The sequence below is a fragment of the Burkholderiales bacterium genome (genome assembly GCA_036262035.1).
Classification (GTDB): domain Bacteria; phylum Pseudomonadota; class Gammaproteobacteria; order Burkholderiales; family SG8-41; genus JAQGMV01.
This window is the reverse complement of record DATAJS010000010.1, coordinates 731,966-752,060: the sequence shown is the minus strand read 5'-3', so window position 1 is coordinate 752,060 and position 20,095 is coordinate 731,966. Positions and strand designations below refer to the sequence as shown.

Sequence of the window (20,095 nt, the reverse complement as noted above, 5' to 3'; positions counted from 1 at the left end):
GGCGAAAGACCTCTGCGTCCTTGCTTTATTCGTCGGAACCGTAATGAATCCGCCGATACGGCAGCGTCACCACCGCGCGCTCGATGCGCGCGTCGATGATCATCGGACACGGGTTCGCCACCCACTCCTGCGCCGCTTTCTGCACCTGCTCGGACGAAGTGGCGAGCACGCCCTTGCCGCCGAAGCCGCGGGCGACCGCGCCAAGGTCCGGCGTCGTGATGCACGAGAGCTGCTTGTCCATGCCGTGCGCGTCGAGCTTGTAGTACTCGGCGCCGAGCGACTCGTTGTTGAGGACCACGATGAGCAGCGGCATCTTGTAGCGCATCATCGTGTCGAACTCGGCAAGGTGCATCATCACCGACGCGTCGCCGTCCACCAGCACGTGCGGCCGGTTGCCGGTCGCCAGCACCGCCCCCATCGCCGCCGGCATCATCTGGCCGATACAGCCGAAGAAGTGGCTCGCCATGACGATCGGGCGCTCCTTGTTGAACAGGATGTTCGAGAAGCCGGCGGAAGCGCCGCTGCCGGTGAGCAGGCTGATGTTGTTCGGGATGACTTCGTCGAGCGTCGTGATGACGTCGCGCGGGTCGACCTTGTCGTCCTCGATCGGGTATTCCTTCTTGTCCTGGAAGTGCCCGACGAGCTGCTTTTTCACGTCAGGGGTGCGATAGCCGGTCTGTTTGAAGCCCTGCTGCTCGAGCGCCGCCAGCAGCGCTTCGACGCCGAGCTTGGCGTCGCTCTGCATGTAGACGTCGGAGGAGCGCGAGTTGCCCATCAGCACGTGGGTCTTGGTGTCGATGTGCACGAACTTCGCGTTCGGATAGAGGTAGCCGTGCTCGGTCGTGTAGCGGTTCAGGCTCGCGCCGACGCCGATCACCACGTCCGCGTCGTGCAGCAGGTTGATCGCGGTCTTGGTCGCGTAGAGGCCGGACACGCCGATGTGGAACGGATCCTGGCCCGCGAGCCACGTCTTCGCCATCAGCGAGGTCGCGATCAGCGCGCCGCTCCTGTCGGCGAGCTTGAGGATCGCTTCGCCCGCGCCCGACCAGCGCGCGCCGCGGCCGGCGACGATCACCGGACGCTTGGCCTTGGAGATGAGATCGACCGCGCGCTTCACCGAGTCCGCATCCGGACCCGAGGCGCGCTTGGGCAGCAGCGTCGACGAGGGCTGGTACTCCTCGTCCTCGTCGATGTTCTTCTGCTGGATGTCCATCGGGCACGACAGCATCACCGGCTTGGACTCGAGCTGCGCGAGATAGAACGCCTTGCGCACCACGTCGTCGACGCTCTCGGGCGAGTTCAGGCGCACGAAACCGGTCTCGCACGCGTTCGCGAAGCCGCGGTTGTCGAAGCGCTGGTTGTAGCCGTCGTCGCTGACCGGATGCTCGCCGCAGAACGCCACGAGCGGCGACTCCGCGCGTGACGCGGTCACGAGCGCGGTGGCGATCTGAGTGGTGCCCGGGCCGCAGGTCGTGCTCGCGACGCCGACCTTGTGCGTCGCGCGCGCCCAGCCGTCGGCCATGCCGAGACCCGCGCCTTCGTGACGCACTTCGACGAGCTCGACGCCGAGCTTGGCGAGCTCGGTATACCAATACATGTTGGCGTCGCCCATCATGCCGAACACGGCTTCGGTGCCTTCCGCCTTGAATGCCTGCGCGAGACGCTGATAAACCTTCATGTAACTCCCCTCTTGATGAGTGCTGAATCATAAGCCGAGTTCGGGCTGCGTGCGGAGGCCGAGTCCACGTATAGGACTCACCCCCACCATGAACGCGTGCCACCGCGCGCCTATACTTGGCGACCGTCAATCAGAAGGGGAGCAGCGCCATGCCGCGCATACCGATCATCACGCCCGAGAGCGATCTCAACGTCGAGCAGAAGCGAGTGCTCGAAGGCCTGCTGGGCCGCCGCGGCGGCCGCATCCCGGGCCCGTACCGCTTCACGCTCCACAATCCGGAAGTCACCGAGTACATGCATCCGTTCGGCGAGCTCTTGCGCCTGCGCAGCTCGTTTCCGCTGCGGCTCTCGGAGCTCGCGATCATCGTCACCGCGCGCATGTGGGACTGCGATTACGTGTTCCTGTCGCACGCGCCGAACGGCGTGAAGAACGGGCTGCCGCAATCGGTGGTCACGTCGCTCGAGAAGAACGAACGACCCAAGTTCGAGCAGGAAGACGAAGAAGCGATCTACGACTATCTCGTGGAGCTTCACCGCCACCACAGGATCAGCGACGCGACGCACGAGCGCGCCAAGAAGCTCTTCGGCGTGTCGGCGATCGTCGAGCTCACCGCGTTGAGCGGCTATTACGGCATGGTGGCGATGCAACTCCTTTCCCACGAGATGCCGCTGCCGGAAGGCGCCACGCTTCCGCTCAAAAAATAATCCGGGTCAGAGTCACATTTCATTCCTGTAATCTGACTCTGACCCGGATTTTCACAATAACGAGGAGACGCACATGGCACGCCCCTTCATGCGATTCTTTCGAGCAGGGCTCATCGCGGCCGCGGCGCTACCGCTGGCCGCGGCCGGCGGCACCGCGGCCGACTATCCGACGAAACCGGTGCGGTTCGTCGTCGGCTTCGCTCCGGGCGGCGGATCGGACACCGCGGCGCGCGGGCTCGGCAACGTACTCGCGGCGAAGTGGGGCCAGCAGGTCGTGGTCGACAACCGCCCCGGCGCTTCCGGTACGATCGCGGCTGACATCACCGTCAACGCGCCGCCCGACGGATACACGCTGCTGCTGGGCACGATCGCGCTCGTCGTCAATCCGCACCTGGTGGCGAAGATGCCTTTCGATACGCTGCGCGACCTCGCGCCGGTCACGCGCATCGCGGACCAGACGAACATCCTCGTCGTGAATCCGTCGGTCCCCGCAAACTCGGTCAAGGAGCTCATCGCGCTCGCCCGCAGCAAACCGTTGAACGCAGGCTCGTCGGGCATCGGCGGCGCGGGCCATCTCGCGATCGCGCTCTTCAACATGCAGGCCGGCACCTCGCTCGCGCACGTGGCCTACAAGGGCGGCGGCCCGGCGATGGTGGGGCTGCTCGGCGGCGACGTGCAGCTCATCTTCGCCACCAGCGCGAGCTCGATCGCACAGATCAAGGCCGGCAAAATCAAACCGCTCGCGGTGACCACGCTCAAGCGCTCGGCGCTCGTGCCCGACGTGCCGACGCTCGACGAGAGCGGGCTGAAAGGATTCGAGGCCAACAACTGGAACGGCCTGTTCGTGACGGCGAAGACGCCGAAGGCGCTCGTCACGCGGCTCAACCGCGACGTCGTCGCGGCGCTGAGCGCGCCCGAGCTCAAAGAGCAGATGTTCAGGCAGGGCCTCGATGCCGCGCCCGAATCGCCCGAAGCGTTCGCCACATATTGCAAGGCCGAATACGCGAAATGGGGCAAGGTGGTGAAGGCCGCGGGGCTCAAGCCCCAATAAATGGGGTCAGGTCCACATTTCCGCGAAATGTGGACCTGACCCCGATTTTGCAACCAAGGAGGAAGCAACGAATGGCATTGACTCCCATCCGCCGCGTCGTCACCGGCGACGACGAGAACGGCAAATCGAAGGTCGTCTGGGACGGCCCGTCGCCCGGCCAGCACGAAGCGCAGCTTCCCGGCGTGTCCGGCGTGAAAGCCGAAGGCCGCGGCCACACCGATTTCTGGGTATGGCGCGAGACGCCGCCGGTGCTCGACGGCAAGGAAGACGCCGGCACCTGGAACGACGAGTTCCCGTGTCCCGAAGGCGGCGGGCATCTGCGCGTCGTGCACTGGCTCGCCAAGACCGCCGATTCGCCGCCGCCCGCGCCGTATCAGGACCCGGTGCAGCACGGCCGCACGTGGGACCGCGGCGGCGGCAACCACTACAACCGCTCGTACATGCACAAGACCAAGTCGGTCGACTACGGGATCATGATCGCGGGCGAGCGCCAGATGGAGCTCGACGACGCGACGCTCACGCTCAAGCCCGGCGACGTCGTCATCGATGTCGGCGCATGGCACCTGTGGGACAGCTCGAAGATGGGCTGCATGATGGCGTTCGACATGTTCGACGCCGAGTTCGTCGACGGCCCCGCCGGCACCGCCCAGGGCAACGACAAGCCGATGAAAGCGCCCGAAGGCCACAAGCTGCCCGAAGGCGTGAAGCCCGCCCGCCGCGTGGTCGCGACCGACAAGGTCGCCGGCAAGTCGACCCTCGTCGGCGACGGCCCCTCGCCCGACGTGCGCACCGATCCCGCGCGCCCCGGCTTCGCCATGCAGCGCATGTGGGTGACCGACAGCATGCCGGCGAAGATCGTGTTCGAGACGCTGCACCTGCCGCACACGCTCGAGCCGCCGCCTCGCGGCTCGGTGCTCAACGTCTTCACCTTCCCTCCGGACGAAAGCTGGACAGCCAAGGTCGGCGAGAAGGAAGTGCGCGCGTACTACGCGGCGATGAACGCACCGCACGCGTCGACGTATTCCGCGAACGCGAAGCACCCTTACATGCAGAAGATGAAGACGCTCGATCTCTGCATCGTCACCGAAGGCGAGCTCACGCTCGTGCTCGACACGCAGGAGATGACGGTCAAGCAGGGCGACTTCGTGATCATCCGCGGGAACAATCACGCGTGGAGCAATCGGTCGGCGAAGCCGGCGTCGGTGGCGATTGCCTCACATTCCGCCAGGTAGCGCTGCTACCTGGCGGTTCCCGCCGGTGAACGCCAAGGAGGGAAACCAAGGTTTGCCTCCTTGCAGACCTCCCTTCCTTTACCCGGGGAGCAACGCCGTGAAGTTCCATGCAGTCCTCGTCAGCTTGCTTCTCTGCTGCTCACTCGCAGCAGCGCAATCTTTCCCCACCAAACCCATCCGCTGGGTGATCCCCTCTTCGCCCGGCGGCAGCGCGGACGCGGTGACTCGCGTCGTCGCCAACGGCGTGTCGGCGGTGCTCAACCAGCGCGTCCTGCCCGACAATCGCCCGGGCGCGAGCGGCAACATCGGGACCGACAACGTCGCGAAGTCGCCGCCCGACGGCTACACATGGCTGATGATCAACAACGCCCAGGCGGCGAACGTGAGCCTCTACAAGAACCTCACCTACGACCTGCTGCGCGATTTCACCGCGGTGACGCAGGTCGATTCGTCGCCGCACGTCGTCGTGGTGCATCCGTCGCTGCCGGCGAAGTCGCTCGCCGATCTCGTGAAGCTCGCCAAGGCGAAACCCGGCGCGCTCGACTACGCCTCCGCCGGCCTGGGCACGGTGACTTTCCTCGCCGCGGAGATCTTCAAGGCGCAGGCGGGCGTAAACCTGCGCCACGTGCCTTACAAAGGCGGCGGCGAGTCGCTGACCTCGATCGTGTCGGGCGAGACGATCGTGTACTTCTCGCCATTGCCCGTGGCCCTCCCCCAGATGAAGAGCGGGCGTTTACGGGGTCTGGCCGTCACGTCTAAGCAGCGCGTGAATCTCGTCGCCGAGCTTCCCACGATTGCCGAATCGGGCTATCCCGACTACGAGTTCAACCTCTGGAACGGCCTCCTCGTGCCCGCGAAGACGCCGAAGGAGACGGTCGCGGCGATCCACAAGGCAGTGCTGGCCGCGCTGCACTCGCCCGAGGTGACCAAGCGGATGGCCGAGATGAGCTCAAACGTCGTCGGCAGCCAGCCGGAGGCGTTCGCCGCGTTCGTGAAGTCGGAAGTCGACGGCATCGCGAAGCTGGTCGCGAAGCTCCACCTCCAGGCCCAGTGACTACGAGGCGGCTTCGGTCGCTCCGCACTCCGGATGGCCGCACCCGCACAACACCTTGCCTTCGGGGTCGTTCATCTTCGCGTGCTCTTCGCAGTGTTTGCTGCAGTACTTCTGTCCTTCGCTGACCGTGCACTTGCACGCGCTGTGCGCGCAACGCTGAGGTTTGTCCGCCATAACCGACTCCTGCCGCTTCAATACAGTGAGGACTTCAGGCGCTCGTACAACCCGTCGTCGTATTTCGCCGGGTCGATACGGGACTGACTGATGTCGCCGACGATCGTTCCCGTGCTCGGCAGGCTCTTGCGGTCGACCTGACTGCCGGCGTCCCAGAGCTTCGCGCGCCAAACCGCGCGCGAGCACTGGAAGAACACCGTATCGACGCTGACGACGATCACCGAGCGCGGAAGCTTGCCGCCGACGCTGAATCGCTCCAGCAAACCCGGTGCCGTCGAGACGATCGCGCGGCCGTTCACCCGCAGCGTCTCGCCCACGCCGGGGATCAGGAACAGCAGCGCGACATAGGGGTTGGAGATGATGTTGCGCAGGCTGTCCGCGCGGTTGTTGCCGCGGCGGTCGGGGATCAGCACCGTCTTCTCGTCGTCGACGACGACGAAACCCGGCTCGTCGCCGCGCGGCGAGGTATCGAGCCCTTCCGGGCCGCTCGTCGCGAGCACGACGAACGGCGACGCCTCGATCATCGCCCGGTAATGCGGGTGGATGTAGTTGAGCTCCTTTTCGACCGCCGCGCCGGAGGGGTGACCGTAGAGCGCTTCGAGGGTAGCCACGTCGCTGATGCGGTGCTGCTGATCGATCGAGTCCATGCAGTCCTCCCTGTCCGTCATCCCCGCGAAGGCGGGGATCCATTTTTGAATCGGGATATTAAATTGAAAATCAAACTGGATCCCGGATCGCGCGCTGCGCGCGCGTCCGGGACGACGGGGGTCATTGACAGCGCCGGGCCATCCTTCATACAGTCCTCACGCCACTCGGTGGCTCACCCAACGGAGGGGGGCATCATGAACGCCAGGCGCTCGGTGTCGTACGTTCCGTTTCTGCTTCTCGTCCTCGCTTTCTTCTGCAGTCCGACATATTCGCAGTGCAAGGTCGGCGTCCCGGCGATCAAGGTCGGCGCGCAAGGCGCGGCGTCCGGCCCTCATTCCGACTACGGCCGCCAGATCGAGATGGGCTCGATCATGGCGATGGAAGAGATCAACGCCGCCGGCGGCATCCTCGGCTGCAAGGTCGAGGTGCGCTTCATGGACGACGAGAACAAGGCCGCGACCGGTGTGCGCAATGCGCGGATGCTGGTGACCGACTGGGGCGCGCACTTCCTCGTCGGCACCGATTCCTCCGGCGTCGCGATGGCGATCGCGCCGGTCCTCGCGGAGCTCAAGCGCATCGAGTTCTTCACCCACGCGGCGACGCACCGTCTCACCGAGGAGCTCGTCGCGCAGAAAGGCATGCGCGAGATCGTGCGCGTGAGCGTGCCGGTCTACCAGGACGCCATCATCGCCGCGCTCATCTTCAAGGACCGCAAGGACATCAAGCGCTGGGCGAACATCGGCGCGGACTACGAATACGGCTACGTGTCGTGGAACCTCTTCAAGGAGACGCTCAAGAAGTTCCGGCCCGACGTCGAGTTCGTCGGCGAAGCGTGGGCGCCTTTCCTCACGCTCGATTTCTCGCCGCACATCTCGGCGGTGATGGCGCAGAAACCCGACGCGATCTTCGCGACGCCGTGGGCCGGCGAAGCGGTGCAGCTCCTGCGGCAGGCGCTGCTGCAGGGTGTGTTCGACAACACCCAGGCATGGTGGCAGGCGATGGGCGGTTCGGTCGACGTGCTCGAAGGCATCACCAACGAAGTGAAGGCCGACCGCTTCAAGGGCAAGCTCTGGGCGACCGCGCGCTACATCCACAACTGGCCGGATACCGTCGAGAACAAGCAGTTCATCGAGCGCTTCCAGAAGCGCTGGAAGCGCCTGCCCAACTACTCGGCGGAGACGACGTACTCGGCGTTCTTCATCATGAAGGCCGCGGTCGAGAAAGCCGGCAGCGTGGAAACCAGCCGCGTCATCGACGCGATGAAGGGGATGAACATCCGCAATCCCGGCGGCGTGCGCGTGTTCCGCGACGCCGACCACCAGTTCATCTACAACGTGCCGGCCGGGCGTCCGGTGATCGATCCGCGCTTTCCCATCGCGGTGCTGGGCGATCTCAAGATCTTCCCGGCGAAGGATTACTACCGGCATCCGCCGTTCACGCCGGTGTCGGCGGCGAAGTGACCGTCGCACCTACGACGGTCATTGCGAGGCGCAAGGCGCCGAAGCAATCCCGGCACGGCCGTTACGTGACCGTGCGGCACGGGATCGCTTCGTCGGCCTGACGGCCTCCTCGCGATGACATAGCGTGGAAAACGCCGTCTACCAGGGATTGGTCGGCCTCTCCCTCGCGATGTACCTGTGGCTCATCTCCGCGGGGCTGACGATCATCTTCGGCGTCCTGCGCATCGTGAACTTCGCGCACGGCAGCCTCTTCATGGTCGGCGCGTATCTCGCGTACACGTTCTACGGCGTGATGGGCCTGCCGTTCGCGCTCGCGATCCTGCTGAGCCTTCTGGGCACCGGCGCGCTCGGCTTCGTCATGGAGCGCGGTTTCCTGCGAAGGCTCTACAAGGTCGACGAAGCGTACCAACTGCTCCTCACCTTCGGCTTCATCCTCATCCTCGACGACGCGGTGAAGCTGATCTGGGGCGGCGTGTTCAAGATCCCGCCGATGCCGGCGTTCCTCGACGGCTCGTTCAACGTCGTCGGCCGGCCCTACCCGGTCTACAACGTCTTCGTGATCGCCGTCGGGCTGCTCGTCGCGCTGCTGCTGTGGCTCCTGTTCGAAAAGACGTGGTGGGGGCGCATCTCGCGCGCGACCGCGGCGGACCGCGAGATGGCGAGCGCCATCGGCATCAACGTGCCGCGCGTGTTCTCGGGGGTGTTCGTCGCGGGCGCGATGCTCGCGGCGCTCGGCGGCGCGATCGGCTCGCCGGTGCGTGTCGCCGCGCCGGGCATCGGTGCGGCCATGATCATCCAGGCGTTCATCATCACGGTGATCGGCGGGCTGGGAAACCTCAAGGGCGCGTTCGTGGCTTCGCTGATCGTCGGCGTGCTGTCCGCCTACGGCACGCTGTACTTCCCGGTGTTCGAGCTTTTCTTCATCTTCGTCATCATGGCCGTGGTGCTGCTCGTGCGGCCCGAAGGGCTCTTCGCCCGATGAGCGGCCGGATTTCGCCGCGCCTCGCCATCGCGCTCGCAGCGCTGCTGCTGGCCCTGCTCCTCCTGCCGTGGGTCGCCGGGCGCTATCCGGTGTATCTGGTGATGCACATCCTCATCCTGGCGGTGTTCTCGCTCGGCTTCAACCTGCTGTTCGGCTACACCGGCCTTCTTTCGTTCGGCCAGGCGGGGTTCTTCGCGGTCGGCGCTTACGCGTGCGCGAAGATCCTGCTCGTCGTGCCCAATCTCTTCCTCGGCCTCATCGGCGGGGTGGTCATCGCCGGCGTATTCGCGCTGGTGCTCGGCGCGCTCTCGGTGCGGCACACGCGCATCTATTTCTCGATGCTCACGCTCGCGTTCGGGATGATGATCTATTCGGTCGCGTGGAAGTGGCGCGACTTCACCGGCGGCGACGACGGGCTCGTCGGCATCCCGCGCGCGCCGCTGGAGATTCCAGGGGTGTTCAGCGTGAGCGTCTCGGCGATCGAGGCGTACTACTACGTGGTCGTCGCCCTGTCGCTGCTCGCGATCTACGTGATGCGCCGGCTGGTGCACTCGCCGCTCGGGCTCGCGCTGCAGGCGATCCGCGACAGCGAGACGCGCGCGGCCTACGCCGGCATCGCGGTGCGCAAGTACCGCCTCGTCGCGTTCACGATCGCCGGAGTCTACGCAGGGCTCGCCGGCGCGATGCTCTCGCCGCTCGAGAACACGATCACGCCGCCGGTCGCCCACTGGAGCACCTCCGCCGAGCCGGTGCTGGCGACCCTGCTCGGCGGCATCCATTCGTTCGGCGGCCCGATCGTCGGCGCGGCGCTCTTCTACATCATCCGCGACGTCATCGTGCGCTTCACCGAGTACTGGCTGCTGGTGTTCGGGATCATCGTCGTCGCGCTGGTGATGGGATTCCCGGAAGGGGTGATGAGCGTGTTTAGAAAAAACCGGGGTCAGACCCCGATGAAGCCGGGGTCAGACCCCAAATGAGCGAGTTGCTCGCGGTAAACACTGTCACCAAACGTTTCGGCAACTTCACCGCCGTCGACGGGCTGACCGTGTCCCTGCCGGAGGGCAGGCTCACCGCGATCATCGGACCCAACGGCGCGGGGAAGACGACGGCGATCAACCTCGTCACCGGCGCGCTGATGCCGGATTCGGGTGAAGTGCGCTTCAAAGGCGAAGCGATCACCAGGCTCGCGGTGCACGACCGCATCCGCAAAGGCGTGTCGCGCTCGTTCCAGATCATCAACGTCTTCGCGCGGCTCACGGTGCTGCAGAACATCCTGCTCCCCGTGCTCGCGCGCCGCGGGTGCACGCGCGTCTCGCTGCACCGCTGGGAGCGCGAGACCGAAGGCATCGCGGAAGCGCGCGGCATCCTCGCGGAGATCGGGTTGCACGAGGTGGAAGACACGCCCGCAGGCGTCCTCTCGCACGGCGACCAGCGCCTGCTGGAGCTCGGCATCGCGATCGCTCCCAGGCCCGAGCTGTGCTTTCTCGACGAGCCTTCGTCGGGGCTGACCTCCGTCGAGCGCCAGACCGTGCTCGCGCTCGTGCGCAGGCTCTCGGTCGAGCGCCGCACGACCTTCGTCATCGTCGAGCACGACATGGACGCGGTGTTCTCGCTCGCGGAATGGATCGTCGTGCTCGATCGCGGGCGGCTCCTCGCGGAAGGCACGCCCGACGAGATTCGCGCGAACACAGCGGTGCGCGAGGTCTACCTCGGGGAGGAAGCCGCGTGATCCTCGGCGTGCGCGACCTCGTCACGGGCTACGGCGTCGGCGCGGTCGTGCACGGCGTGTCGCTCGAGGTGAACGAGGCCGAAGTCGTGTGCCTCCTCGGCCGCAACGGCGCGGGCAAGAGCACGACGCTCCGCAGCATCATGGGGCTCACGCCGCCGCGCAGCGGCAGCGTGGAGTTCATGGGAATACCGATCGCGGCACGCGCGACGTTCGAGATCGCGCGGCTCGGCATCGGTTACGTCCCCGACGACCGGCGCATCTTCGTCGACCTCACCGTGGAGGAGAACCTCGACATCGCCAGCCGCGTCGTCAAGCGCGAAGGCCGTTGGACGCGCCAGCGCGTGTTCGAGTTGTTTCCCGCGCTGGCGGAGCTGCGACGCAAGGGCGGCTCGGGCCTGTCGGGCGGCGAGCAGAAGATGCTCGCCATCGGCCGCGCGCTGATGGGCAACCCGGCGCTGCTCATCCTCGACGAGCCGTCGGAAGGACTTTCACCGCTGATGGTGAAGACCCTGATGGACGCGATCCACGAGATCCGCGCCGAAGGCGTGACCCTCCTCATCGCCGATCAGAACGTCAAGTTCGCCCGGCGCGTCGCCGATCGCGGCTACATCATGGAGAAAGGCACGATCCGCTATTCGGGTGCGCTGGAAGAACTGTGGGCGAACGAGGAGGTCGTGCACCGCTACCTCGCTTTGTGAGGCTTCGTCATTCCCGAACGGCGGCAGCCGGAGCTATCGGGAATCTTTTTCAAAGGCACGGATCAAAATGGATTCCCGCATTCGCGGGAATGACGACGCGTCAGTCGAGCTTGAGGCCGGCGGATTTGACGCGCCGTGCGCCACGAGGTCGCGTCGTCGGCATTGCCTCCTCGCGACGACCTATTGACCCAGAACATGCTCGGCGATCTCCAGTCGTGTCGGCACCCAGATCTCCGGCGTCTTCGCGGCGATCTCGACGATGCGCTCGAAGTAATGCGCGCCGTGCGGGCGCCCGAAGATGTGCGCGTGGACCGTCGCATCGACGATGACCGGCCCGCGCTCGTGCCTGGTCACGCGATCGAGCACGTCCTCGAAGCTCTCCAGCATGCGCTGCGGCGGGTGGCCGTATTTCATCGAAGGCATGTCGTTGACGTCGGTGGAGAGCGGGATTGCGACGATACGACGCTCACCGAACGTTTCGACAGAAGGCAGATCGTCCGCCAGGGTGTCGCCGTACCACGTGTAGCCTGCTTCGGCGAGCAGCCGAGGCGTGCTCGCGCTCGGCGTCGCGCGCGGGCTCAGCCAGCCTCGCACGCGCCGGCCCGAGCATTCTTCGAGCAGCGACGTGCAGCGCCTGATGTTGGCGCGCTCCTCGTCCTCGTTCATGAGCGCGGGGATGGCGTCCATCGCGTACGAGTGCGAGAGCACCTCGTGTCCGGCGTCGGCGACTGCCTTGACCGCGGCCGGCGACCGCTCCGCGAGCACCGCGCTCGTCATGACGCTCGCCTTCGCGCCGTGACGGGCGAAGCCTTCGAGCAGGCGATAGATGCCGCGATGGGCGCCGTACGCCGCCCACGAGATCGCCATGTTGTCGAGCACGCCCGCCGGCAGCGGGTTGCCCATCGGGCTGATGCCCGGCGCCTTGCCGTCCGACCAGGCTTCGAGGCAAACGTTGAAGACGACGGCGATGCGCCGGTTGCCGGGAAATGAGGTCATCATTCGATCCGCAGCCCGATCGCCTTCACCACCTTCGCGTATTTCGCGGTCTCGCTCTTCAGATACGCCAGCGCGCGATCGGGCGTGGTCGGCGCGGGATCGACGCCCATGCCGGCGTAACGGTCCTTCACGTCGGACGCGTTGAGCGCCTTCACCGCCGCGTCGTTGAGGCGCGCGATGACGTCCTTCGGCGTCGCCGCGGGGACGAGGAGCATGCTCCACAGGATGTGCTCGTAACCGGGGACGCCGGCCTCGGCGATCGTCGGCACGTCGGGCAGCACCGGTGCGCGCTTCGCGTCGGTGAGTCCCAGCGCGCGGACCTTGCCGTTCTTCACGAACGGTATCGAGACCGGCACGCCCGCGAAGTACATCGCGACCTGTCCCGTCAGGATGTCGCCGATCGCCTGCGGCCCGCCTTTGTAGGCCACGTGCACCATCTTGATGCCGGTCATGTACATGAAGAGCTCCGCGGCGAGATGGTCGGAGTTGCCGTGCCCCGTCGAAGCGAAGTTGAGCTGCCCCGGCCGCGCTTTCGCGAACGCGATGAGCTCTTTCACCGTCCTGGTCGGCAGCGAAGGATGGATGACGAGGATGTGCGGCGTCGCCGAGATCTGGCTCACCGGCGCGAAGTCGCGCAGCGCGTTGAAGTTGAGCTTCACGTACGCCGTCGCGCCGGTCGCGACGCCGGCGTTCGCGAGGAGCACCGTGTAGCCGTCGGGCGCCGCTTTAGCGACGATCTCCGCGGCGAGGTTCGCACCCGCGCCCGGACGGTTGTCGACGACGACCGGCTGCCCGAGGAACTCGCCCATCTTCATCGCCGCGACGCGGCCGATGAGGTCGGTCGTGCTGCCGGGTGAAAACCCGATGATGACGCGCACCGGCTTGGCCGGATACGATTGACTCCACGCGGGCAAGACGACAAGCGCGCACGCAGCAACCGTCACGCTGCGCCCGATGAATCTCATCATGGCTCCTCCCGGTCGGCCGTTTTGCGTTCAGTTTAACGGCAAAGACTCCGGAAAGCCGTGCTACGCTGAGGACACTATGGCCACCGGTAACCACAAGATCGAGTTCGAAGCGCTCGAAGGCTGGGACAGGCTCCCGGACGAGAGTTACGCCTACGTCGAAGTGGCGGGTGTGGCGTGCGATTCGCGCGACCGCGTCTACGTCTTCAACCGCGGCGCGTATCCCGTCATCGTCTTCGACAAGGACGGCCGGTTCCTGAACGCCTGGGGCAAGGGCGTCTTCAAGAACCCGCACGGCATCTTCATCGACCGCGACGACTCGCTCTGGCTCGCCGACGACAAGGACCATACGGTCCACAAGTTCACCGCCGACGGCGAGCGGCTCATGACGCTCGGCGAGTCGGGCAAGCCTTCCGACACCGGTTACGAGGTCGGCAAGAGCCCGGTCAAGCGCGCCGCGGGGCCTTTCAACCGGGTGACGAACGTGGCGACGCTGCCGAGCGGCGACCTGTACATCGCCGACGGCTACGGCAACGCGCGCGTCCACAAGTACTCGAAGGACGGCAAGCTCCTCTTCTCGTGGGGCGAGAAAGGCAGCGGGCCCGGCGAGTTCATGCTGCCGCACGGCATCGCGGTGGACAGCGCGGGGCACGTCTACGTGGCCGATCGCGAGAACTCGCGCGTGCAGGTGTTCGACGGAGAAGGCCGCTACCTGCGCGAGTGGGGCCGCACGGGATCGGTGCTGCTCAACCGTCCGTACGACATCTTCATCGACGACCAGGACCTGCTGCACATCGCCGAAGGCGGTTTCCACAACTACATGATGAAGCGCTCGGAAGGTCCGCTGCCGGCGCACGACGAGACGATGATCTATCCGCCGTGCGGCCATTCGCCGATCGCGCGCGTGACCGTGATGGATCCCGACGGCAATGTCTCCGCGCGCGTCGGCGGCGAGAACCCGGTGCTGCCGGGCAACTTCATCGCGCCGCATGGCCTGTGGGTCGACAAACGCGGCGACATGTACGTCGGCGAGGTGGTGTTCAACGCGGGCGCGGTCAAGCGCATGGCGCCGCTCAAGCCCCACGCGTTCCAGAAATTCCGCCGCCGCGCGGGATAGGGTGTTCTCGAATATCGCTTTCAAGTCACGCCGTCACCGCGACAGCGTGAACAAGAAAGTCATGGCCGACCCGCGGCTCAAATCCGGGTCAGAGTCGGATTACGGAATGGAAATGTGACTCTGACCCGGATCAATCGAGGCGCACGCCGACCGTCTTCACGACCTTCGCCCATTTCGCGATCTCGCTCCTCACGAACTCGCGCGCTTCGGCGGGCGAGTTGGCGACGATCACGTTGGCGTCGGCTTCCAGCGTCTGGCGCATCGCGGGTGTGCGCAGGATCTGCACGAGCTCGGTGTTGAGCCGCGCGACGATCTCCTTCGGCGCCGCCGCGGGCACGCCGACGAGATACCAGACCTCGGACTGGTAGCCCGGCACCGCCTCGGCGATCGCGGGCACGCTCGCGAGCGCCGGCACGCGCTGCCGGGTCGTCACCCCGAGCGCGCGCAGCTTCCCGGCCTTGGTCGGACCGATGATCGAGGTGTAGGTCTGCAGCGTGATCGGCACCATGCCGCTGATCGCGTCGATCATCGCCGGCGCGCCGCCTTTGTACGGGACGTGCTGAAGGTCGATCCGGGTCATGCTCTTAAAAAGCTCCATGCCCAGGTGCTGCCCGCTGCCGTTGCCCGCCGAGCCATAGGAAAGCTTGCCCGGCATCCTCTTCGCGAGCGCGATCAGCTCCGCGGTCGACGTCGCCGGCAGGCTCGGATGCGTGACGAGCACGTACGGCGCGACCGCGAGCGTCGTGACCGGCTCGAAATCCTTCAGCGGATCGTACGGCAGCTTCGGAAAGACGCTGACGTTCACCGCCCATTGCGCGGTGAGCGCGAGCACGAGCGTGTATCCGTCGGGCGCGCTCTGCGCGACCTGCCGCATGCCGATGTTGCCGCCCGCGCCGCCGATGTTCTCGACCACCACCGACTGTCCGAGGCGCGGCGTGAGCTCGTGCGCGATGCGGCGTCCCATCACGTCGGTGCCGCCGCCGGGCGGATACGGGATCACGATACGGACGGGACGCGTGGGATACGACTGCGCGCACGCGTAACCGGCGGCGAGCGCGAGCATGACGGGAGCAATGCGGAGGAAGGTATTCATGCGGATGAGTCTATTACAATGAATCGACAACTACCGCGAGTGTTCTCATGAAAATCCGCGCGATCGACATCTCCCGCCTCGACGTCGCCACACCGCCGCCGCGCAATACGTACTACCCGAACAACAGCTACGTCGTCGTGCGGGTGAAGACCGACGAAGGCATCGAAGGCCTCGGCTACACGATGCTCGTCGGCGGCAACGGCGCGAGCTCGGTGCAGGCCTATCTCAAGGACAATCTCGCGCCGCTGCTCGAAGGCGAAGACCCGACCCACACCGGCCGGCTGTGGCAGAAGATGTACGACGCCGACCGCGGCATCCGCAAGAAAGGCATCCCCATGTATGCCTTGAGCGCGGTCGACATCGCGCTGTGGGACATCGTCGGCAAATCGGTGCAGCGCCCGCTGTGGCAGCTCTGGGGCGCGGTGAGCGACAAGGTCCCGGTATACGGCGGCGGCGGCTTCCTGAGCTACAGCGTCGACGACATCGTGAAGGAAGCCGAAGCGACCTTCGCCATCGGCGCGAAGCACTACAAGATGAAAGTCGGTCTCGCGCCGCTGCCCGACCTCATGGCGAACGTGAAGCGCGTGGCGGCGGTGCGCAAGGCGATCGGCGACGCGCCGCGTCTCCTCGTCGACGTCAACCAGCGCCTCGACGTGCATTCCAACGTGCGGCTCGCCAACGCGATCGAGCCCTGCGACATCTTCTGGTACGAAGAGCCGGTCTACGCCGACAACATCGGCCAGTGCGCCGAAGTCGCGCGGCGGATCAACATCCCGGTCGCCACCGGCGAGAACGAGTACACGCGCTACGGCTTCCGCGACCTGGTGGAACAGAAAGCCGCTTCGATCCTGAACCCCGACATCATGCGCTGCGGCGGCTTCAGCGAGCTGTTGAAGATCTCGCACCTCGCCGCGGCGTACGACATCGGCATCGCGCCGCACCTCGCGCCGGAGCTTTCGATACACGTCCTGGCGGCGATCCCGAACGCGACGCTGCTCGAGTGGTCGATCACGCGCACCAGGGTGTGGCAGGAAGAGCCGGTGGTCGACAACGGATTCCTCCGCGTGCCGCACCGGCCGGGGCACGGGATGGAGTTCAGCGAAGAGGCGCTGGCGAAGTATCGGGTGAAGTGACCGGGGCCGGGCGCCGTTACAATGGCTGCTCACACGCTCTTCGCCCTGTGAATCTCCTGTCCCTCCTACGCGAGCGCACCCGCGCGCCGCATGCGCGTCTCGACGCGGCGCTCGACTTTGCCGTCAGCGGTCTCACGCCCGACCGATACGCGGCTTTCCTGCGCGGCGTGCTGGCGGTCGTGGCGCCGCTGGAAAACGCGCTCGCCCGGTGGCCGGTGCTGCCGGACGGCCCCCCTCGCGCCGAACGCGTGCGTTCCGATCTCGCCCGTCTCGGCATCGAGGAGCGCGATGCCGATTTCCTCGTGCCCACTCCCACCGAGCTCGCCGAAGCCTACGGCTGCGCCTACGTGCTCGAAGGCTCTTCGCTCGGCGGGCTCGTCCTCGCACGCAGCGTCGAGGAGAATCTGGGCAGTGATTTCCCGACGTCCTATCTGCGTCTGCGTGAGCCGGGAACCGGCCGCAAATGGCGCGAATGGCTCGAGCGACTCGACGCCTGGTCGGCGACGGCATCGAAGGACGACGCCGACGCCGCCTGCGGCATGGCTGCCGCGACGTTCGACGCGTACACCGCGAGCCTCAAACGCACCGGCGCGATCACGGAACGCTGCGCATGCACACCGTAACCCTCGACACCTGCGATCGCGAGCCCATCCACATCCCCGGATCGATCCAGGGACACGGCGTGCTGCTCGCGTGCAGCGGCGCCGGGCTGACGATCGTCCAGGCGAGCGCCAACCTCGGCGGGCACCTCGGCATGGAGGCGGACGCAGCGCTGGGTCGACCGCTTGCGGCACTGCTCGATGCGGACTCCGGGGCGCGTATCGCCGGGGCTGCGCGCGAACAGGAGCTGCGCGCGGTCAACCCGGTGCTCGTCGTCGCAAGCGCGGACGGCAAAGCGTTCGACGCGGTGCTCCACCGCCCGCCGAACACCTCCGACACGCTCGTCGTGGAGCTCGAGCCGCGCGAGCCGTCGCGCGCCGGCAGCGCCGGCCTCATGCCCTTCGACCCGCGCCTGCGCGCGGCGATGCTGCGGCTGCAATCGGCGAAGACCGTCGACGATCTCTGTCGCATCGCGGTCGAGCAGGTGCGCGCGATCACCGGCTTCGATCGCGTGACGATCTATCGCTTCGATGCCGACTGGAACGGCGAAGTGGTGGCGGAGACCCGGCGCAGCGACCTCGAGCCTTTCCTCGGCCTGCACTACCCGTCGTCCGATATTCCCGCGCAGGCGCGGCGCCTCTATACCCTGAACTGGCTGAGGCACATCGCCGACGTCGATTACGTGCCTTCGCCGCTCGTCCCGCAGGACCATCCGCCGACCGGCGAGCCGCTCGACCTGTCGTACGCGGTGCTGCGCAGCGTCTCGCCGATCCACATCCAGTACCTGAAGAACATGGGCGTCACGGCCTCGATGTCGATCTCGCTGCTGCTCGACGGCGAGCTGACGGGGCTGATCGCGTGCCATCACTACAGCGGGCCGTGGCGGCTTGGGTTCCAGGTCCGCGAGACCGCCGAATATCTGGGGCAGGCGCTGTCGTGGCATCTCGACGCGCTCGAGACCGCGGACCGCGCCGAACGCGCGCGGAGGATCCAGGAGACCGAGGCCCGCCTGATCGAGCGCATGGCCGCAGGCTCGGAGCTGCTCGACGCACTCGCCGGCCCCGAGCTGCAAAGCCTCGTCGATGCGGCCGGCGCCGCGGTGGTGCTGCGCGAAGGCACGCGGCGCCTCGGCTCGACACCGAAGACCGAAGACATCGCGGCGCTCGTCGGCTGGCTGCGGCAGACCGACCAGGACGTGTTCGCGACCGAGAAGCTCCAGGACCACTTTCCCCGGGCGCGGCACTGGGACGACTGCGCCGCCGGCCTCGTCGCCGTCGCGATCTCGCGCGAGCTCGGCGAGTACCTGCTCTGGTTCCGTCCCTCGACCGAGCGCACCGTCGACTGGGCCGGCGATCCCCGCAAGAACGTCGAGACCGCCGACGACGGCACGCCTTCGCGCTTGACGCCCCGCGGTTCGTTCGCGTTATGGCGCGAGACCGTGCGCGGCAGCGCGCTGCCGTGGCACCCGCTGCACGTCCAGGCGGCTTCGACGCTGCGCCGCGTGCTGCTCGGCGGCGTGCGGCGGCGCGCGGCCGAGTTGCGCGACATCAACGATCGTCTCACCGCCGCCGATCGCCAGAAGGACGCGTTCATCGCCACGGTGAGCCACGAGCTGCGCACGCCGCTCAACGCAATCTCCGGCTGGGCGCACCTTCTGCAAAGCGGTCTCATCGGCCCCGACCGGACCGCCCAGGCGCTGGAAGTCATCTCGCGCAACGTGAAGAGCCAGACCGAGCTCATCGAAGACCTGCTCGACATCTCGCGCATGGCGAGCGGGAAGCTCAGCGTCTCCATCGAGCACGTCGACCTCGTGCCGCTCGTCGAGCGCGTGCTCGAGGAAGTCGCGCTGTCGGTCGAGGCGAAGGGCCTGAAGCTCAAGCGCATCCTCGACTCCGAGGCGCCGGTCCTCGGCGACGCCGACCGCCTGCGGCAGGTGGTCTCCAACCTCCTCACGAACGCGGTGAAGTTCACGCCCAAAGGCGGATCGATCAGCGTCGTGGTGCAGCGCCAGCGCTCGGACGTCGAGATCTCGGTCACCGACACCGGGCAGGGCATAGCCGCCGATTTCCTGCCGCACGTCTTCGAAGCCTTCCGGCAGGCCGAATCGTCCATGAGCCGCCGCACCTCGGGGCTCGGGCTGGGTCTCGCAATCACCCGCAAGCTCGTCGAGCTGCACGGCGGGCGCATCGAAGCGGAGAGCGAAGGCGAAGGACGCGGGGCGGCGTTCCGCGTGCGGCTGCCGATCGCACCGGCATCGGGACGGGCTCTCGAGACCGACGTCGCACGAGCGTCGGATATCGGCTGTCCGCCTCAGCTCGAAGCGCTGCACGTGCTCATCGTCGAGGACGACAACGACTCACGCGAGCTCCTGCGCACCATCCTCGGCGAATGCGGGGCCATCGTCGAAGCGGTGCGCGATGCCCACGCGGCGCTCGATGCGCTCGCGCAGCGGCGCTTCGACCTCATGATCTCGGACATCGGGCTGCCGGGCGTCGACGGGCTCGAGCTCATGCGCAAGGTCCGCGCGCTCAACGGCGGCGAGCCGCGCATGCCGGCGATCGCGCTGACCGCCTACACGCGTGCGGTGGACCGCACGCGCGCGCTGCAGGCGGGCTTCCAGGCCCACGTCCCGAAACCGGTCGATCCGCAGGAGCTCATCACCGTCGCGGCGAGCGTGGCGGGCCGCTTGAGCTGAGACCGAGCGCCTCGGGATTGCTTCGTCGCATCGCTCCTCGCAATGACGTCATCGCGAAGCGGCTCCGAAGCGATGCCGAAGCGATC

The 20,095-nt window shown here is 66.7% G+C and carries 20 protein-coding genes; 14 read left to right on the top strand and 6 right to left on the bottom strand.

Annotated elements, in window-relative coordinates; genetic code table 11:
* Positions 1-25: 25 nt before the first annotated feature.
* Positions 26-1,678, bottom strand: coding sequence for a thiamine pyrophosphate-binding protein (locus tag VHP37_11490; protein HEX2826963.1), 1,653 nt, complete (start codon positions 1,676-1,678; stop codon positions 26-28).
* A gap of 149 nt (positions 1,679-1,827) precedes the next feature.
* Between VHP37_11490 and VHP37_11485 the strand changes: the two genes are divergently transcribed.
* From VHP37_11485 to VHP37_11470, 4 genes are all read left to right on the top strand, one after another.
* On the top strand, positions 1,828-2,382 hold the full coding sequence (locus VHP37_11485) for a carboxymuconolactone decarboxylase family protein (protein HEX2826962.1): 555 nt from the start codon (positions 1,828-1,830) through the stop codon (positions 2,380-2,382).
* A gap of 73 nt (positions 2,383-2,455) precedes the next feature.
* Positions 2,456-3,433, top strand: a complete 978-nt coding sequence (locus tag VHP37_11480; protein HEX2826961.1) for a tripartite tricarboxylate transporter substrate binding protein — start codon at positions 2,456-2,458, stop codon at positions 3,431-3,433.
* 71 nt (positions 3,434-3,504) lie between these two features.
* Positions 3,505-4,665 carry a cupin domain-containing protein gene (locus tag VHP37_11475; GenBank protein ID HEX2826960.1) on the top strand — a complete coding sequence of 387 codons (1,161 nt, stop codon included), beginning with the start codon at positions 3,505-3,507 and terminating at the stop codon, positions 4,663-4,665.
* 97 nt (positions 4,666-4,762) lie between these two features.
* Complete coding sequence (locus tag VHP37_11470; GenBank protein ID HEX2826959.1) at positions 4,763-5,719, top strand: tripartite tricarboxylate transporter substrate binding protein; 957 nt, start codon at positions 4,763-4,765, stop codon at positions 5,717-5,719.
* On the opposite strand, the gene VHP37_11465 is transcribed toward VHP37_11470, so the two are convergent.
* Positions 5,720-5,893 (bottom strand): hypothetical protein, encoded by a 174-nt coding sequence (locus VHP37_11465; protein HEX2826958.1) that lies wholly within the window; start codon positions 5,891-5,893, stop codon positions 5,720-5,722.
* Positions 5,894-5,910: 17 nt separating this feature from the next.
* A complete protein-coding gene (locus tag VHP37_11460) occupies positions 5,911-6,540 on the bottom strand; it encodes a pyridoxamine 5'-phosphate oxidase family protein (GenBank protein ID HEX2826957.1) in 630 nt (209 codons plus the stop codon).
* Between the two features lie 195 nt (positions 6,541-6,735).
* Between VHP37_11460 and VHP37_11455 the strand changes: the two genes are divergently transcribed.
* From VHP37_11455 to VHP37_11435, 5 genes are all read left to right on the top strand, one after another.
* On the top strand, positions 6,736-8,001 hold the full coding sequence (locus VHP37_11455; protein HEX2826956.1) for an ABC transporter substrate-binding protein: 1,266 nt from the start codon (positions 6,736-6,738) through the stop codon (positions 7,999-8,001).
* 124 nt (positions 8,002-8,125) lie between these two features.
* On the top strand, positions 8,126-8,983 hold the full coding sequence (locus tag VHP37_11450; GenBank protein HEX2826955.1) for a branched-chain amino acid ABC transporter permease: 858 nt from the start codon (positions 8,126-8,128) through the stop codon (positions 8,981-8,983).
* The gene (locus VHP37_11445; GenBank protein ID HEX2826954.1) at positions 8,980-9,960 is read left to right on the top strand and encodes a branched-chain amino acid ABC transporter permease; all 981 of its coding nucleotides are present in this window, start codon (positions 8,980-8,982) and stop codon (positions 9,958-9,960) included. Before VHP37_11450 ends, VHP37_11445 begins: the two co-directional genes overlap by 4 nt.
* The gene (locus VHP37_11440) at positions 9,957-10,712 is read left to right on the top strand and encodes an ABC transporter ATP-binding protein (GenBank protein HEX2826953.1); all 756 of its coding nucleotides are present in this window, start codon (positions 9,957-9,959) and stop codon (positions 10,710-10,712) included. The genes VHP37_11445 and VHP37_11440 overlap by 4 nt, the downstream gene beginning before the upstream one ends.
* The gene (locus tag VHP37_11435) at positions 10,709-11,410 is read left to right on the top strand and encodes an ABC transporter ATP-binding protein (GenBank protein ID HEX2826952.1); all 702 of its coding nucleotides are present in this window, start codon (positions 10,709-10,711) and stop codon (positions 11,408-11,410) included. The genes VHP37_11440 and VHP37_11435 overlap by 4 nt, the downstream gene beginning before the upstream one ends.
* 180 nt (positions 11,411-11,590) lie before the next feature.
* Here the strand turns inward: VHP37_11435 and VHP37_11430 are convergent, their stop codons facing one another.
* On the bottom strand, positions 11,591-12,406 hold the full coding sequence (locus tag VHP37_11430) for a polysaccharide deacetylase family protein (protein HEX2826951.1): 816 nt from the start codon (positions 12,404-12,406) through the stop codon (positions 11,591-11,593).
* Positions 12,406-13,374: a tripartite tricarboxylate transporter substrate binding protein gene (locus VHP37_11425; protein ID HEX2826950.1), complete on the bottom strand. Its 969-nt coding sequence runs from the start codon at positions 13,372-13,374 to the stop codon at positions 12,406-12,408. The genes VHP37_11430 and VHP37_11425 overlap by 1 nt, the downstream gene beginning before the upstream one ends.
* Positions 13,375-13,450: 76 nt before the next feature.
* On the opposite strand from VHP37_11425, the gene VHP37_11420 reads away from it, so the two are divergent.
* Positions 13,451-14,488 (top strand): peptidyl-alpha-hydroxyglycine alpha-amidating lyase family protein, encoded by a 1,038-nt coding sequence (locus tag VHP37_11420; GenBank protein ID HEX2826949.1) that lies wholly within the window; start codon positions 13,451-13,453, stop codon positions 14,486-14,488.
* 1 nt (position 14,489) lies between these two features.
* Positions 14,490-14,606 carry a DUF1428 family protein gene (locus tag VHP37_11415; GenBank protein HEX2826948.1) on the top strand — a complete coding sequence of 39 codons (117 nt, stop codon included), beginning with the start codon at positions 14,490-14,492 and terminating at the stop codon, positions 14,604-14,606.
* A gap of 12 nt (positions 14,607-14,618) precedes the next feature.
* Here VHP37_11415 and VHP37_11410 read toward each other — a convergent pair whose 3' ends face one another.
* Positions 14,619-15,581: a tripartite tricarboxylate transporter substrate binding protein gene (locus VHP37_11410; GenBank protein ID HEX2826947.1), complete on the bottom strand. Its 963-nt coding sequence runs from the start codon at positions 15,579-15,581 to the stop codon at positions 14,619-14,621.
* A gap of 47 nt (positions 15,582-15,628) precedes the next feature.
* Here VHP37_11410 and VHP37_11405 point away from each other — a divergent pair, with 47 nt between their 5' ends.
* The 3 genes from VHP37_11405 to VHP37_11395 are packed head-to-tail and all read left to right on the top strand — an operon-like array spanning position 15,629 to position 20,009.
* A complete protein-coding gene (locus VHP37_11405) occupies positions 15,629-16,714 on the top strand; it encodes a mandelate racemase/muconate lactonizing enzyme family protein (protein ID HEX2826946.1) in 1,086 nt (361 codons plus the stop codon).
* Positions 16,715-16,761: 47 nt separating this feature from the next.
* Positions 16,762-17,337, top strand: a complete 576-nt coding sequence (locus tag VHP37_11400; GenBank protein ID HEX2826945.1) for a biliverdin-producing heme oxygenase — start codon at positions 16,762-16,764, stop codon at positions 17,335-17,337.
* Positions 17,325-20,009, top strand: coding sequence for an ATP-binding protein (locus tag VHP37_11395; protein ID HEX2826944.1), 2,685 nt, complete (start codon positions 17,325-17,327; stop codon positions 20,007-20,009). The genes VHP37_11400 and VHP37_11395 overlap by 13 nt, the downstream gene beginning before the upstream one ends.
* The last annotated feature ends 86 nt before the right edge of the window (positions 20,010-20,095 follow it).